Below are 14,850 nucleotides of genomic sequence, written 5' to 3' on the forward strand. Positions count from 1 at the left end.
TCACCCTGGGTGAGCGCGGGCGCGTCCCGCTGATGGACGTTGACGATCACAGCCAAACACGTTCGGCAGCTCTCACGGAACAGCCACGGAACAAGATCTCTTAGAGGCTCCGAATCGGACATGACGTATCCCGCCTCCCGAGTGCGGCAGGCGGGGTTTTCGCTGCTCAAGGGCTACTTAAGGAGCTGGCGGGCCATGACCATGCGCTGGATCTGGTTGGTGCCCTCGTAGATCTGGGTGATCTTGGCGTCGCGCATCATGCGCTCGACGGGGAAGTCGCGGGTGTAGCCGTACCCGCCGAGAAGCTGGACGGCGTCGGTGGTGATCTCCATGGCGGCGTCGGAGGCGGCGCACTTGGCGGCGCTGGAGAAGAACGTGAGGTCCTTGACCGGCGTGCCGTTCATGGCCAGTTCCGACTTGGCCGCGGCGGCGTAGGTGAGCTGGCGAGCGGCCTCCAGCTTCATCGCCATGTCGGCGACCATGAACTGCAGGCCCTGGAAGTCGGCGATCCGCTTGCCGAACTGCTTGCGCTCCTTGACGTACCCGATCGCGTGGTCCAGCGCGCCCTGGGCGATGCCGAGCGCCTGCGCGGCGATGGTGATGCGGGTGTGGTCCAGGGTGGCGAGGGCGGTCTTGAAGCCGGTCCCCGGCTCGCCGATCATCCGGGACTCGGGGATCCGCACGTTCTCCAGGATGACCTGGCGGGTGGGCGAGCCCTTGATGCCCAGTTTCTTCTCCTTGGGCCCGAACGAGACGCCCTCGTCGTCCTTCTCGACCACGAACGCGGAGATGCCGCGTGCGCCGGCCGACGGGTGGGTCACGGCCATGACCGTGTAGTACTCCGACACGCCCGCGTTGGTGATCCACATCTTGGTGCCGTTGAGCACGTAGTGGTCGCCGTCGCGCTCGGCCCTGGTCTTCATCGCGGCGGCGTCCGAGCCGGCCTCCGGCTCCGACAGGGCGTAGGAGAACATCGCCTCCCCCGCCGCGACCGGTCGCAGGTAGCGCTGCTTGAGGTCCTCGGACGCCGACAGCAGCAGCGGCACGGTGCCCAGCTTGTTGACGGCCGGGATGAGGGAGGACGAGGCGCAGGCGCGGGCGACCTCCTCGATCACGATCACGGTCGCCAGGGCGTCGGCCCCCGCACCGCCGTACGCCTCGGGGATGTGCACGGCCTGCAGGTCGGCCGCGACGAGGTCCTTGTAGACCTCCCAGGGGAACTCCTCGTTCTCGTCCGCCGCCGCGGCTCGCGGGGCGATCTTCTCGTCGGCGAGGGCCCGGACGGTCTCCCGGAGCATCTCGTGCTCCTCGGCGGGGGCGTAGAGAGGGAAGCTCATGACGCGATACTAGGACGTCCGACTGGAAAGTTACCAGTCGGTACAGCAGCCTTCCTGACAGAGTGCCCTGACAGAGGCCGTAATGCCCGAAGCGCCCGGGACGCATCGACCACCTGGGCATTTGGCCGTACCGTTGGGGCCAAGGCCGCGGTTTGCCCAGGTGGCTGCTCGGGCAGATGACAGGGCCGGTACCATGCCAGATCACGAAGAGTCGGCAAGAGGGGAGCCTGCCGTGCCGTACCGCCTCACCGTGCTGGGGACCGGCTACCTGGGTGCCACGCACGCGGCCTGCATGGCGGAGCTGGGCTTCGAGGTGCTCGGTCTGGACGTGGACGAGAGCAAGATCGAACGACTGCGGCGCGGCGAGCTGCCGATCCACGAGCCCGGGCTCGAGGAGGTCCTGCGCCGCAACCTCGACTCGGGCAGGCTGCGCTTCACCACCTCCTACGAGGAGGTCGCGAAGTTCGGCGACGTCCACTTCGTCTGCGTGGGCACGCCGCAGAAGAAGGGCGAGCGCGCCGCCGACGTCTCCTATCTCGACGCGGTCGTCGAGTCGCTGGCCCCCCACCTGGACCGCGAGTGCCTGGTCGTGGGCAAGTCGACGGTCCCCGTCGGCACCGCCGAGCGCCTGGCCGAGAAGCTCGTACGGCTCGCGCCCGCCGGCACGCAGGCCGAGCTGGCCTGGAACCCCGAGTTCCTGCGCGAGGGCTTCGCCGTGCAGGACACCCTCAAGCCGGACCGGATCGTGCTCGGAGTGGCCTCCGAACGGGCCGAGAAGATCCTGCGGGACGTCTACGCCCCGCTCGGCGAGGTGCCGATCGTGGTGACCGACTTCCCCACGGCCGAACTGGTCAAGTCGGCCGCGAACGCGTTCCTGGCCACCAAGATCTCGTTCATCAACGCGATGGCGGAGGTCTGCGAGGCCGCCGGCGGCGACGTCACGCAGTTGTCGGCGGCGTTGTCGTACGACGACCGGATCGGCGGCAGGTACCTCAACCCCGGCCTCGGCTTCGGCGGCGGATGCCTGCCCAAGGACATCAGGGCGTTCACCGCCCGGGCGGACGAACTAGGCGCCGGCCACGCGCTCGCCTTCCTGCGGGAGGTCGACGAGATCAACCTGCGGCGCCGCGCCCGGATGGTCGGCCTCGCCGCCGAGGCCCTCGGTGGCTCGTTCGACGGCCGGAGGGTGGCGGTGCTGGGCGCGGCCTTCAAGCCCGACTCCGACGACATCCGCGACTCGCCCGCCCTGTACGTCGCGGTGAAGATCGCCGAGCAGGGCGGGCTGGTGACGCTCTACGACCCCGCGGCCCTGGCCAACGCGCGGGCCGCCCATCCCCACCTCGGGTACGCCGGGTCGGCCCTGGAGGCCGCGAGCGGAGCCGAGGCCGTGCTGCTGCTCACCGAGTGGCGGGAGTTCGTCGCGCTCGACCCCGAGGACCTGGGAGCGGTCGTCGCCGCCCGGGTCATCGTCGACGGCCGCAACGCCCTCGACGCGGAGACGTGGCGGGGCGCGGGCTGGGACTACCGGGCGCTCGGCCGCCCCTGATCAGGCTCCCCGTACAGCGTCAGGCTCTCCGTACAGAGTCAGGCTCCCCGTGTGGGGTCGGACTCTCCGTGAAGGGCGGCGGCCTCGGCGCGGAGGCGCTCGCCCTTGGCGTGCGCCTGGTCGCGCAGGGCGACCTGGAACTCCTCCATCCGCCGCCGCAGTCCCTCGTCGGCCGCGGCCAGGATCCGTACGGCGAGCAGTCCCGCGTTCCGGGCGCCGCCGACGGCGACGGTCGCCACGGGCACCCCGGCCGGCATCTGGACGATCGACAGCAGCGAGTCCATCCCGTCGAGATACTTGAGCGGCACCGGGACGCCGATCACCGGCAGCGGGGTGACGGAGGCCAGCATCCCCGGCAGGTGGGCGGCGCCGCCCGCCCCGGCGATGATCACCTTCAGTCCGCGCCCGGCCGCGCGGGAGCCGTACTCGATCATCTCGGCCGGCATCCGGTGCGCGGAGACCACGTCGGCCTCGAAGGACACGCCGAACTCGGCGACCGCCTCGGCGGCCAGGCGCATCACCGGCCAGTCCGAGTCGCTCCCCATGACGATCCCGACGTCAGGCATCCACGGGTCCTCTCAGGCAGGTGACGGCGTGGTGGGCGCGGGCCCGCACCTCGTCGAGGTCGGTGCCGAGGGCCGTGACGTGCCCGATCTTGCGGCCGGGCCGCACGTCCTTGCCATAGAAATGGATCTTGATGCCCGGGTCGTTGGCCAGCACGTGCTCGTACCGGGAGTACACGTCCGGGTCGGGCCCGCCGAGAAGGTTGGCCATGACGACGACCGGCGCGGTCATCGACGGCGACCCGAGCGGCAGGTTCAGCACGGCCCGCAGGTGCTGCTCGAACTGGGACGTACGCGCGCCCTCGATCGTCCAGTGGCCGCTGTTGTGCGGGCGCATGGCCAGCTCGTTGACCACGAGGCCGGTCTTGGTGACGAACATCTCGACCGCGAGGAGCCCGGTCACGCCGAGGTCGCGCGCGATGGTGAGCGCGACGCGCTGGGCGTACGCCGCCTCCTCCTCACCGAGGCCCGGCGCGGGGGCGATGACCTCGACGCAGATCCCGTCCTGCTGGACCGTCTCCACGACGGGGTAGCTGACGCCCTGGCCGTGCGGCGACCGGGCGACCAGCACGGCGATCTCCCGCTCGAACGGGACGAACGCCTCGGCCATCAGGTCCACGCCGGTGGCGAGCGCCGCTCGCGCCTCTTCCGGAGACGAGCAGACCCACACGCCCCGGCCGTCGTACCCGCCGCGGACCGCCTTCAGCACCACCGGCCAGCCGTGCTCCGCGGCGAACGCCTCGACGCCGGCCAGGTCGTCGACGCGGGCCCAGGCGGGGCAGGGCGCGCCGATCGCGGTGAGCCGCTCGCGCATCACCGCCTTGTCCTGCGCGTGGACGAGCGCGTCGGCGCCGGGGTGTACGGCGTGCCCGTCGGCGGCCAGTGCCCGGATGTGCCCGGTCGGCACGTGCTCGTGGTCGAAGGTGACGGCGTCGCACCCCTTGGCGAACTCCCGCAGGTCGGCGAGGTCGCGGTAGTCGCCCAGGTGGGTGTCCACGATGACCTTGGCGGCGCTCTCGTCGCGGGCGTTCGCCAGCACGCGCAACTCGATGCCGAGCGCGATCGCGGCCTGCTGGGTCATCCGGGCGAGCTGACCCGCGCCGACCATGCCTACGACGGGGCCCGCAACAGGGTCTGCCACGGGCCGGGAAGGGGAATCCTTCGGGCTGTTCACGACAGGTCAGCCTACCTATTGCCCGCGCGTAAGCCCGCCACGGCCCAGGCGTCAGCCCGCCCGATCAGTCCGCGCCGCCGGCCCGCCCCGTCAGCCGGAGCCCTCGGTGATGTCGGCCAGGACCCGGCGCATGCCCACGGTCCTCATCCTGTTGTCCCCGGCCACCCTGGTGGCGAGCAGCACGATCTCCGCACCCGTCACGGTCTTCGGCGCGCCGCCGGTGAAGGCGCGCACGTCGGACGCGCCATAGCGCCGATGGGCGAGGGAGGAGCGCCCCGGGCCGGGCTTCTGGGTGAAGACGAGGCGCAGCGCGTGGAACACCAGGGCCCCGCCGTCCGGCAGGGCCAGCGCGCGGGCCGGCCCCTCGATGCGTACGTCGGTGGACAGGCGGTCGGGACGGACCCTGCCGGGCGCCCGGACCAGTTCGCCGAGCAGGGCGCGCATGGGGTCGCCGGAGACGAAGCGGACCCCGCTCACCCCCGCGGGATCGGTCAGGAAGGCGACGTGCCGGGTGGACACGAGCCGAGCCCCGACCCAGGCGGCGTCCACGATCTCGCCCTCGGCCTCGGGCGCGTCGCCCGCGAGCGGGATCGGCCCGGCGCCGAGCCGCCACGCGCCGTCCGTGCGTACGAAGACGAAGTAGGCCGGGGTGGGCTTGCGGGCCAGGACGGCGAACCAGGGGTCGTCCTCGCCGTCCTCATGCGCCGGGATCAGGAACTCCGGATCACCGTACGCGTCGAGGCCGGGCGCGGAGCGGTCCTTTCGGCCCGCCGCGCAGACTCGGCTCCCGATCGTCTTCTCCGCCCACGTCGTGAACCGCTCGATCCCGGCGCAGTCGCCGTCCTTCCAGGCCGCGGCGAGCTCGCCGAGCCCGCCGAAGGCCGCCTCGGCGTCGGCCCGGGCGATCTCGACCGTCGCCGGGGAGGTCTCCCCGGGATCGGCCGGGGTCTGCCGGGCGCCCTCGGTTCCGCACCCCGCGAGCAGGATCGCGAGCAGGACCGCAGGCAGGAGGCGGCGGAGGACGCGGCTCGGCAGCCGAGCCCCGAAGGTACGACGAACCACGTTGAAGGCCCCCTCTCCACAACGGCACGCCCCGCGCGAAGTGATCCAGTGGGGCGAGAGCGTAGTGCGAAGAGCGCCGTCAAATACCAGATGACGGGATTTTCCATGAAATGTTCTTCGGCGACCTGCGGCGGAGCGGGGAGAGGTTGTGCTACTACCCTTGTTTGTGCCACCGGCGGGTAGCCTGAGAGGACCTCGCCGCCGACCAGGCCGCAGATCAGGAAGGACCGAGCGGGACGTGCAGTTTCTACGACGCGCCTACGAGCGGTTCGCCACGCTCATCCATGAGTTGATCAAGTTCGGAGCGGTGGGCGCGATCGCGTTCGTCATCGACTTCTTCGGCGCCAACCTGCTGACCTTCGGCCTCGACGTCGGCCCGATGAAATCCAAGGTCATCTCCACGGTCGTCGCCACCACCTTCGCCTACGCGGGCAACCGCTTCTGGACCTACCGGCATCGCCAGCAGAGCGGCCTGAGGCGGGAGTACATCCTCTTCTTCCTGCTCAACGGCATCGCGCTGATTCCCCCGATGATCACCATCGGATTCCGGACCTACACGCTCGGCATGCACGACCTGCTGAGCTACAACGTCGCCCAGATCATCGGTGTGGTCATCGGCACGCTGTTCCGCTTCTGGTCGTACAAGAAGTGGGTGTTCCTCGCGGTCCCGGAGCCGGTCGAGAGCGAAGGGCCCGCCGTGGGCGCCGGGGCACTGGTCGCCTCCGGCACGAAGGCCGACTCTCAGAAGACCGGCCCCCAGAAGGCCGGATCCGAGAAGATCGGCCCTCTGAAGACCGGCCCGCAAAAGTCCGGAGCGAAGACCGGCAAGAAGGCCCGGGCGAAGGCGGGAGCGAGAGCGGCCGTCAAGGCGGACGTCCCGGCGCAGCCCGACCCGATCACCGCCCGCTGACCGGTCCCCCTTCTCCAGCTCGACCTGCCGCGCTCCGTCCTGCCGCGCTCCGGCCTGCCGCCGGCCGGCCGGGTCTGCCCTCCTCGGCTTCACACCGCTCCGGCTCAGCGCGCGTCCCGGGACCTCCCCGCGCTCCAGGCGTACGGCGGAGGCGGTCAGGCCGGGCCGGAGACCACGCGGCGACGGTCGTTGTCGCGGTCGTGACGCAGGAAAATGGCGAAGGTCGCCGGGCGGCGCTTGACGAGTTCGAGCCGGCCGCCGTCCGCGGCGACGAGGGCGCGGGCGAGAGTCAGCCCCAGGCCGGTGCCACCACTGCCGCTCACGTTCCGCTCGAAGACGCGCTGGCCGAGAGCCTCGGGGATGCCCGGACCCTCGTCGCCCACCTCGATCACCACGGACTTGCCCGTACTCGACGTGTTGATCGTCAGCACGCCGTCGCCGTGCTTCAGGGAGTTCTCCAGCAGGGTGGCCAGCACCTGGCTGAGCCCACCCGTCGTGCCGAGGGCGTGCAGGCCACGGTCCCCCGCCAGCACCAGCGACCGATGGGCCCGGCGGAACGCGGGCTCCCACTCGACGATCTGCTGGCCCACCACGTCGTCCACGTCGAGCGGCCCGGCCTGGGCGTGGCGCTGCCTGCGGGCCGCGGCCAGCAACTCGTCGATGACCGCCGTCAGCCGCTCGACCTGCACGATGGCGGCCTCGCCCTCCTCGCGGACCACCTCGGGCTGCCCGGCCGCGGCGACGATCTCCTCCAGGCGCATGGTCAGCCCGGTCAGCGGCGTACGCAACTGGTGGGAGGCGTCGGTGGCGAACTCGCGCTCGCGGGCGAGCAGGTCGGAGATCCGCAGCGCGCTGCGGTCCAGCACCTCCGCCACGAGGTCGAGCTCCGGAACGCCGTAGCGGTGCCTGCTGGGCCTCGCGTCGCCCGAGCCGAGCCGCTCCGCGATCCTGGTGAGATCTTGGAGCGGCAGGCTCAGGCGGCGCGAGGTCACGGTGGCCAGGGCGATCGCGGCGCCGAGCGCCACGATCGCGAGCGCGATGATCAGCACCAGCCGCGCCCGGGTCTCCCGCTGGACCTGGGCCGAGTCGCGGCTGACACGCACGTAACCGTTCTCGGAGCGAGCCTCCTCGGTCAGGTCACGGGCCTCCGGCGGAGGCGTGCCGGCGATGATCGGCGGGTTCCCGCGGACGTACACCTGGAGGTATCTGTCCGGGTAGTTCCGTGCGAGTTGCTCCGGACTGATCGGCTGCTGCTGGCTGACCGAGTACTCCACCCCGATCAGCAGCCGGTTCGCCTCCGCATGCAGCTCCTGGGCGGCCTCGTCGTTGATCAACCGTACGACGACCACGCCCAGGGGCACGCCTAACAGCAGGACCGCGATCACCGCGACGAGCAGCATGGAGGCAAGCAGGCGCCGGCGCATGCGGCTAGCTCCTCCCCCGAAACCGCCCCACGGCCGCTACTCGCGCTCGAAGCGGAAGCCGACCCCACGAACGGTGGTGATGTAGCGCGGCTTGGCCGCGTCGTCGCCCAGCTTCCGGCGCAGCCAGGAGATGTGCATGTCCAGTGTCTTGGTCGAACCCCACCAGTTGGTGTCCCACACCTCGCGCATGATCTGCTCGCGGGTGACGACCTTGCCGGCGTCCCGTACGAGCACGCGCAGCAGGTCGAACTCCTTGGTGGTGAGATGCAGCTCCTTGTCCCCCATCCAGGCCCGGCGGGAGTCGGCGTCGATGCGGACGCCCTGCACCACCGGGGTCTCCGACGTTCCGCGCCGGAGCAGCGCCCGCACGCGGGCGAGCAGCTCCGCCAGCCGGAACGGCTTGGTCACGTAGTCGTCGGCCCCCGCGTCGAGGCCGACAACGGTGTCGACTTCGTCGACACGTGCGGTGAGGATCAGGACCGGAGTCCCGTGTCCCTCCGCGCGAATGCGGCGCGCGACCTCCAGCCCGTCCATTTCCGGCAGGCCGAGGTCGAGAACAATCAGGTCGACGCCCCCCGACAAGGCCCTCTCCAGGGCCTGCGGGCCATCCGGGCTCACCTCCACCTGATAGCCCTCCCGGCGCAGTGCGCGCGCCAGTGGCTCGGATATCGAGGTGTCATCCTCGGCGAGAAGTACGCAGGTCATGGTGCGATCGTAGGACCTTAAGCGATCGTTTCCCGGCTACAGCTCGCAGTTTGACTTGTCGTTGACTCATCAATTGACCTGGGCAAACACTGATAAATCCGGGATAGTCAGTACGGAAGGGCCGTGATCTTTCATGTCATTCTCCGCCAATTCGAACAGCCTCGGATCAAGGCGGATAACGACATGAAAAACGCCCGCCGAACCGATGTCGACGGGCGTTGTCCATCTGAATTCGCGAGTTTCGGCCGAGTCGCCGGCCGGGCTTCGGGCGGCCTCAGGCGGGCGACGGCGGCTCCGCGTACCGCTGGAGGTAGAGCTGCTCGCCCAGACTCTCCAGGAGGCCGAGCTCGGTCTCCAGGTAGTCGATGTGGTGCTCCTCGTCGGCGAGGATCCGCTCGAACAACGTGGCGGAGGTGATGTCCCCCCGCTCCCGCATGAGGGCGATCCCCGGCCGCAGCCGCTTGACCACCTCCACCTCCAGCTCCAGGTCAGCCTGGAGCTGCTCCCTAACGGTCTGGCCGATGTGGAGGGTATTGAGCTTCTGATAGTTCGGCAGTCCCTCTAAGAAGAGGATCCGGTCGGTGAGCTCCTCCGCGTGCCGCATCTCGTCTATCGACTCCGCCCTCGTCAGGGCGGCGAGCTTGGTGTATCCCCAGTTCTCCTGCAGCTTGGCGTGCAGGAAGTATTGGTTGATGGCGGTGAGCTCGGAGGTGAGCTGCTCGTTGAGCAGCGCGATGATCTCCTTGTCGCCCTGCATCGCGTACCTCGATCTATGCGCTGGTGACCAGGTCGTCTGACCGTTTCAGGATGGCACAGATCTTCCGGACGCATGACGCGCAGTCCCCCCCTGCGCCGGTGGCGTCCCGCACCTGACGCGCCGTCCGCGCCCCCGCGGCGATGCAGTCGTGCACCTCGTTCTCGGTGACCGCGCGGCAGATGCACACGTACATGGGTCGCCCTCTCAGGGATCATCAGCAAGGTAAGGCATACCTAACATAACTCACTTTGGTAAGGCTTGCCTACTTGGCTTCATCCCCGCCTAAGAACAGGGGAGGGGACTCCCACCCTCACAGGCCGGGCTTCCTGCTTCACAGCCGACCGCATCCGGGAGGACCCGGAGTGACTTACGTCAGCTCCACAGGCAGACACCGCTCGACCAGCGGCCAGAATGTTCTTGGCGGCGTTGACGTCCCGGTCGTGCCGGGTGCCGCAGCCCGGACACGTCCAGTGCCGGGTGGAAAGGGACAGCGCGGTGAGCAGGTGCCCGCACACGCTGCACGTCTTCGAGCTCGGGTACCAGCGGTCGATCACGATCAGCTGGCGGCCGTATCGTACGGACTTGTATTCAAGTTGACGGCGGAACTCGCCCCATCCGGCATCGGAGATCGCCCGCGCCAGGGATCGGTTCCGCACCATGCCTCTGACGTTGAGATCCTCAATCACGATCAGTTCGTGCTCGCGGACCAGACGGGTGCTGGTCTTGTGCAGGAAGTCGGTGCGGGCGTCACGCACCTTGGCATGGGCGCGGGCGACCTTCGCCCTGGCCTTGGCCCGGTTGGCCGATCCGCGCTGTTTCCGGGCCATACGCCTCTGGTAGCGGGCCAGGTTTTCAACTTTCCGTTCCAGGTGACGCGGGTTGGGAATCTTCTCACCGGTGGACAGGACGGCGAAGTCTGTCACACCCAAGTCGATCCCGGCGTGGCCACCGGTGGCGGGCAGTGGCCCTGCTCCGGTCTCTGCCGTGCTTTCCACGGTCAGCGAGGCGTACCAGCGTCCGTCGGGGTCGCGAGAGACGATCACCGTGGCCGGGTCGATCGTGGCCGGGTCGATGCCGGGCCAGGACCACAGGAACTCCAGCGGGCCGTCCATCTTCGCCAGGTAAAGCCGCCCGTCACGCCAGCGGAAGGCCGAGCGGGTGTAGGTGGCGGACTGGCGGCCGTGGCGGGACTTGAATCGCGGGTGCTTGGCGTGTCCGGCGAAGTAGTTCACGAACGCCGTGTACTGGTGGCGCAGCACCTGCTGCAGCGGAACGCTGGACACCTCGTACAGGAAGTCGTGGACGCCGTCGCGCTTCAGCTCGGTCAGATACCGGTCGGTCTGCGCGTACGAGGTCTTCACACCCTCGGCGTAGCGGGCCTTCCGCCAGGCCAGGACCGTGTTCCAAACCAGGCGTGCGCAGCCGAAAGTACGGTTCAGCACCGCTGCCTGTGCGGTGGTGGGGTAGACCCGCACCTTGTAAGCCGTACGCACGTTCGCATCGTGCCAGCTCCTTGCCCGACAGGTGGGCGAAAGGAGAAAGCGATGAGCGCTTGGCGCTCTGGGGCACGCCGGCTTCGCCGGGCCGACCCTTGCGGCGTTCGGTTCCTTGCGTTGCGGAAAGACCTGGCCTTCTCCGAGACTTCGGTGATCCAGGGCCCAAAGGGGGCGGCGTCCCGGGGAGCCGGAACGCCGCCCCTGTTGCCGAGGCGGCCCGTCGTACGGAGAGGTCAGAGCACCACGACGGAGCGCAACACCTCCCCGCGGTGCATCTTGCCGAACGCCTCCTCGACCTGGTCGAGGGCGATGGTCTCGGAGACGAACCCGTCGAGGTCGAGCCGTCCCTGCAGGTAGAGGTCGATCAGCATCGGGAAGTCGCGGCTGGGCAGGCAGTCGCCGTACCAGGAGGACTTGAGCGCCCCGCCGCGGCCGAACACGTCGAGCAGGGGGAGTTCGAGGGTCATCTCGGGCGTCGGCACGCCGACGAGCACGACGGTCCCGGCCAGGTCGCGGGCGTAGAAGGCCTGCTTGTAGGTCTCCGGGCGGCCCACCGCCTCGATCACCACGTCGGCGCCGAAACCACCGGTCAGGTCGCGGATCGCCGCCACCGCGTCGGCCTCCCGCGAGTTCACCGTGTGGGTGGCGCCGAAGCGGCGGGCCCAGTCGAGCTTGCGGTCGTCGACGTCCACCGCGATGATCGTGCGCGCCCCGGCGAGGTTCGACCCGAGGATCGCCGCGTTGCCCACGCCGCCGCAGCCGATCACCGCCACCGAGTCGCCGCGCGTGACGCCCCCGGTGTTGATCGCGGCGCCGAGGCCCGCCATCACGCCGCAGCCGAGGAGACCGGCGACGGCCGGGGCGGCCGCCTGGTCGACCTTCGTGCACTGGCCCGCGGCCACCAGGGTCTTCTCCGCGAACGCCCCGATGCCGAGCGCCGGGCTGAGCACGGTGCCGTCGGCCAGGCTCATCTTCTGGACGGCGTTGTGGGTGTTGAAGCAGTACCACGGCCGGCCCCGCAGGCACGCCCGGCACTGCCCGCAGACCGCCCGCCAGTTGAGGATGACGTAGTCGCCGGGCGCGACCTCGGTCACGCCCTCCCCGACCGCCTCGACGACGCCCGCGGCCTCGTGGCCCAGCAGGAACGGGAACTCGTCGTTGATGCCGCCCTCGCGGTAGTGGAGATCGGTGTGGCAGACGCCGCAGGCCTGCACGTTCACGACCGCCTCGCCGGGCCCCGGGTCCGGGACGACGACCGTCTCCAGTGTCACCGCCTCTCCCTTGCCCCGTGCCACCACGCCCTGGACTTCGTACGGCATGCCCCGCACCTCAACTCTCTCTGCTGGATCTCCTCAGAACATACGGCTCCACGACGCCGAGCCCGCGTGCGGGGCGGCGGCGCAGTTTCACGAGATCGACACCTGCCGCGCCGGTGAGCGCGGCCGCCATCTCGCTGTCGGCGAGGATCGTGCCCGGCCGGGCGATGGAGGTGAGCCGCGCCGCCAGGTTCACCGTCGTGCCGAAGACGTCGCCCATCGCGGGCAGCACCGGGCCGTACGCCACCCCGACCCGCACGTCCGGCCCCTCGGCGTCCCGCTTGAGCTCGTCGAGCAGGTCGAGCGCGATCAGGGCCGCGGTGCGCGGGCCCGGGGCCGTGAAGAGCACCTCGTCGCCGAGCGTCTTCACCAGCCGCCCGTCGTGGGCGGCGATCACGTCGGAGGCCCGCGACTCGAACCCCTCGACCAGGTCGGCCAGCGCCAGCTCGTCCAGCTCCCGGGACACCCGGGTGAAGGCGACGAGGTCGGCGAACCCGACCGCGAGCCTCGGGCGGGTCGGGGAGGCGTCCCCTCCCGGCTCGCCGGGCTCGGCGAGACTGACCAGCCGGCTCGCGGTCGCGGCGAGCTGCGAGCGCCAGACGTGCACCAGCGTCCGCTCGAAGTCGGGCAGCAGGCGGCTGACCGTGTCCATCACCTGCCGGAGCCGCTCCTCGCCCGGCCGCGCCCCTGGCTCGATCAGCGCGTCCACCATGATCTCGGCCTGCCACTGCGCGAGCCGCGCGGTGTTGCGGCCGAGCGCGCGGGCCATCCGGATCACGGACCGCTCGTCGAGCATCTCCGCGTCCAGCAGGTCGCGGATGCGGTACAGGGCCTCCAGGTCGGCGTCCGTGAACGCCACCGCGTCGTCGGCGAATGTCGCGAAGCCCAGAGCCCGCCAGATCCGGGCGGCGAGGTCCTGCGGAATCCCCGCCGCCTCGGCGACCTGCCGCCGCGTGTACACCGGCGGCGGCCCCAGGAACAGCCGCCGCATGTCGTCGGCGCCGGGCCGCCCGCTTGTCTCCACGTCTCCCTCCCCCGTACGGCACGTGGTCCGCACCGTGCTAGTCCCCGTCGATGTTCCCGTCGGCGGCGTCCTCCACCAGCCGGAACAGCTCGTGCCGTACGCGCTGGATCTGGGGGATGTCGCGGTAGTCGATGTCGCCCTTCTCCGAGGCCGACTCGACCCGGAGCGTGCCACAGCCCAGGATGCGCTCCACGAACCGCTGGTCGGAGCTCACGCTGCTGACCTTGGCCAGCGGGATGTCGTCCTCCGACTTGTTCAGCACTCCGGTGCTGATGGCGAAGCGGTGCGAGGTGAGCGTGTAGGAGGTCGTCACCCAGCGCAGGTAGGGGACGAGCGTCCACAGGACCAGCGCCACGAAGGCGACCACGGCCACCGCGCCGCGGGCGAGCCCCGCGTACTCGTAGTCGCCGGGAATGAAGATGAAGGCCGCGACGGCGGCGGCGAGGACGACGACGAAGGCGAGAACCGGCAGGATGAGCCGCTTCCAGTGCGGATGGAACGATAGAACGACCCGCTCGCCTTCGGCCAGATAGTGATCCGGGAGACCCATGGCGCAAATCGTGACACGATCCCGGGTCGTTCGCATGCGTTCGCCAGGCTAGTGCCGCGACTCCCGAGAACTGCCCGGGCGGCGGGGGCAAAGATCGGCGGGAGGGGCACTAGGAAGATCCGGGCCTGACGTGGACGACGTCGCCGGCGCTGAGGGAGTGCTCCCCGTCCTCGCCGCGGACGAGCAGGTGGCCCGCGGGGTCGATGCCGGCGGCCCGGCCGGTGATCACCCGCTCGCCGGGCAGTTCGACCCGAACGTCCTGGCCCACGGTCGCCGACCAGGCGAGATAGGCCGCGCGCAGGCCCGAGGCGTCCGGGTCGCCGTCCGCCGCCACCCAGTCGCGGTAGTGCGACTCCACCTCCCGCAGGATCGCGCGCAGCAGCGGATCGCGGTCGGTGCAGGCGGCGTTCTCCACCACGAGGGACGTGGCCCGTTCGACGGGCAGCTCCTCCCGGCGCAGCGAGACGTTGAGGCCCATACCGATGACGATCACCTGGTCCACCCGCTCGGCCAGGATGCCGGCCAGCTTGCGCTCCCCGATCATGAGGTCGTTGGGCCACTTCAGCCGTACGTCGACCTCCGCGATCCGCCGTACGGCCGAGGCGGCGGCGAGGCCCACCAGCAGGGCCAGCCAGCCCTGCCGGGCGAGCGGCACCTCCGGCCGCAGCAGCATCGAGAAGGTCAGCCCCGAGCGCGGCGGCGCGCTCCAGGGGCGGCCGAGCCGTCCACGGCCCGCGAACTGCGCCTCCGCGACCAGCACGGCGCCCTCGCCGGGGGTGTCCCGCACGGTCTTGGCGAGGTCGGCGTTGGTGGAACCGGTCCGCTCGACCACGCGTACGGACGACCAGAGCGAGCCGGGGCGCACCAGCGCCCTGGTCAGCGCGGCCTCGGACAGCGGGGGCCGATCGAGGTCGGCGTACGGCGAGTCGGGCACGCGTCCAGGCTATCGGCCGGAGGGCCGCCTCCGCCGCCGGGAAGCCACATCG

15 protein-coding genes are annotated in these 14,850 nt (G+C 70.5%); 2 read left to right on the forward strand and 13 right to left on the reverse strand.

Going from position 1 to position 14,850, the window contains the following annotated elements; translation table 11 throughout:
- Window positions 1-173: 173 nt before the first annotated feature.
- Window positions 174-1,337: an acyl-CoA dehydrogenase family protein gene (locus FED44_RS09270; protein ID WP_111698244.1), complete on the reverse strand. Its 1,164-nt coding sequence runs from the start codon at window positions 1,335-1,337 to the stop codon at window positions 174-176.
- 232 nt (window positions 1,338-1,569) lie between these two features.
- On the opposite strand from FED44_RS09270, the gene FED44_RS09275 reads away from it, so the two are divergent.
- Window positions 1,570-2,883 carry a UDP-glucose dehydrogenase family protein gene (locus tag FED44_RS09275; protein ID WP_111698246.1) on the forward strand — a complete coding sequence of 438 codons (1,314 nt, stop codon included), beginning with the start codon at window positions 1,570-1,572 and terminating at the stop codon, window positions 2,881-2,883.
- A 38-nt stretch (window positions 2,884-2,921) separates the two neighbouring features.
- On the opposite strand, the gene purE is transcribed toward FED44_RS09275, so the two are convergent.
- The 3 genes from purE to FED44_RS09290 form a co-directional block, all read right to left on the reverse strand.
- A complete protein-coding gene (gene purE, locus FED44_RS09280; RefSeq protein ID WP_111698248.1) occupies window positions 2,922-3,449 on the reverse strand; it encodes a 5-(carboxyamino)imidazole ribonucleotide mutase in 528 nt (175 codons plus the stop codon).
- Window positions 3,442-4,587: a 5-(carboxyamino)imidazole ribonucleotide synthase gene (locus FED44_RS09285; protein WP_111698250.1), complete on the reverse strand. Its 1,146-nt coding sequence runs from the start codon at window positions 4,585-4,587 to the stop codon at window positions 3,442-3,444. Before FED44_RS09285 ends, purE begins: the two co-directional genes overlap by 8 nt.
- Before the next feature lie 123 nt (window positions 4,588-4,710).
- Complete coding sequence (locus tag FED44_RS09290; RefSeq protein ID WP_138460407.1) at window positions 4,711-5,682, reverse strand: hypothetical protein; 972 nt, start codon at window positions 5,680-5,682, stop codon at window positions 4,711-4,713.
- A 238-nt stretch (window positions 5,683-5,920) separates the two neighbouring features.
- Between FED44_RS09290 and FED44_RS09295 the strand changes: the two genes are divergently transcribed.
- Window positions 5,921-6,592: a GtrA family protein gene (locus FED44_RS09295; protein ID WP_138460408.1), complete on the forward strand. Its 672-nt coding sequence runs from the start codon at window positions 5,921-5,923 to the stop codon at window positions 6,590-6,592.
- Between the two features lie 155 nt (window positions 6,593-6,747).
- On the opposite strand, the gene FED44_RS09300 is transcribed toward FED44_RS09295, so the two are convergent.
- The 9 genes from FED44_RS09300 to FED44_RS09340 all read right to left on the reverse strand — a co-directional run bounded on the left by FED44_RS09300 (window position 6,748) and on the right by FED44_RS09340 (window position 14,798).
- On the reverse strand, window positions 6,748-8,016 hold the full coding sequence (locus FED44_RS09300; RefSeq protein ID WP_111698254.1) for an ATP-binding protein: 1,269 nt from the start codon (window positions 8,014-8,016) through the stop codon (window positions 6,748-6,750).
- A gap of 36 nt (window positions 8,017-8,052) precedes the next feature.
- Window positions 8,053-8,721 carry a response regulator transcription factor gene (locus tag FED44_RS09305; RefSeq protein ID WP_030451323.1) on the reverse strand — a complete coding sequence of 223 codons (669 nt, stop codon included), beginning with the start codon at window positions 8,719-8,721 and terminating at the stop codon, window positions 8,053-8,055.
- 274 nt (window positions 8,722-8,995) lie between these two features.
- Window positions 8,996-9,478, reverse strand: a complete 483-nt coding sequence (gene bfr / locus FED44_RS09310; RefSeq protein WP_111698256.1) for a bacterioferritin — start codon at window positions 9,476-9,478, stop codon at window positions 8,996-8,998.
- A 13-nt stretch (window positions 9,479-9,491) separates the two neighbouring features.
- Window positions 9,492-9,671: a (2Fe-2S)-binding protein gene (locus FED44_RS09315; protein WP_111698258.1), complete on the reverse strand. Its 180-nt coding sequence runs from the start codon at window positions 9,669-9,671 to the stop codon at window positions 9,492-9,494.
- A 79-nt stretch (window positions 9,672-9,750) separates the two neighbouring features.
- The gene (locus FED44_RS09320; protein ID WP_138460409.1) at window positions 9,751-10,971 is read right to left on the reverse strand and encodes an RNA-guided endonuclease InsQ/TnpB family protein; all 1,221 of its coding nucleotides are present in this window, start codon (window positions 10,969-10,971) and stop codon (window positions 9,751-9,753) included.
- A gap of 236 nt (window positions 10,972-11,207) precedes the next feature.
- A complete protein-coding gene (locus FED44_RS09325; protein WP_111698454.1) occupies window positions 11,208-12,293 on the reverse strand; it encodes an S-(hydroxymethyl)mycothiol dehydrogenase in 1,086 nt (361 codons plus the stop codon).
- 10 nt (window positions 12,294-12,303) lie between these two features.
- Window positions 12,304-13,314 (reverse strand): adenylate/guanylate cyclase domain-containing protein, encoded by a 1,011-nt coding sequence (locus FED44_RS09330; protein WP_244301810.1) that lies wholly within the window; start codon window positions 13,312-13,314, stop codon window positions 12,304-12,306.
- A gap of 37 nt (window positions 13,315-13,351) precedes the next feature.
- Entirely contained in the window at window positions 13,352-13,864 is a 513-nt protein-coding gene (locus FED44_RS09335; RefSeq protein ID WP_111698262.1) for a PH domain-containing protein, read from the reverse strand.
- Window positions 13,865-13,973: 109 nt separating this feature from the next.
- On the reverse strand, window positions 13,974-14,798 hold the full coding sequence (locus FED44_RS09340) for a biotin--[acetyl-CoA-carboxylase] ligase (RefSeq protein ID WP_138460410.1): 825 nt from the start codon (window positions 14,796-14,798) through the stop codon (window positions 13,974-13,976).
- Window positions 14,799-14,850 lie beyond the last annotated feature (52 nt).

The sequence above is a fragment of the Microbispora triticiradicis genome (assembly GCF_005864065.1).
GTDB classification, from domain to species: domain Bacteria; phylum Actinomycetota; class Actinomycetes; order Streptosporangiales; family Streptosporangiaceae; genus Microbispora; species Microbispora triticiradicis.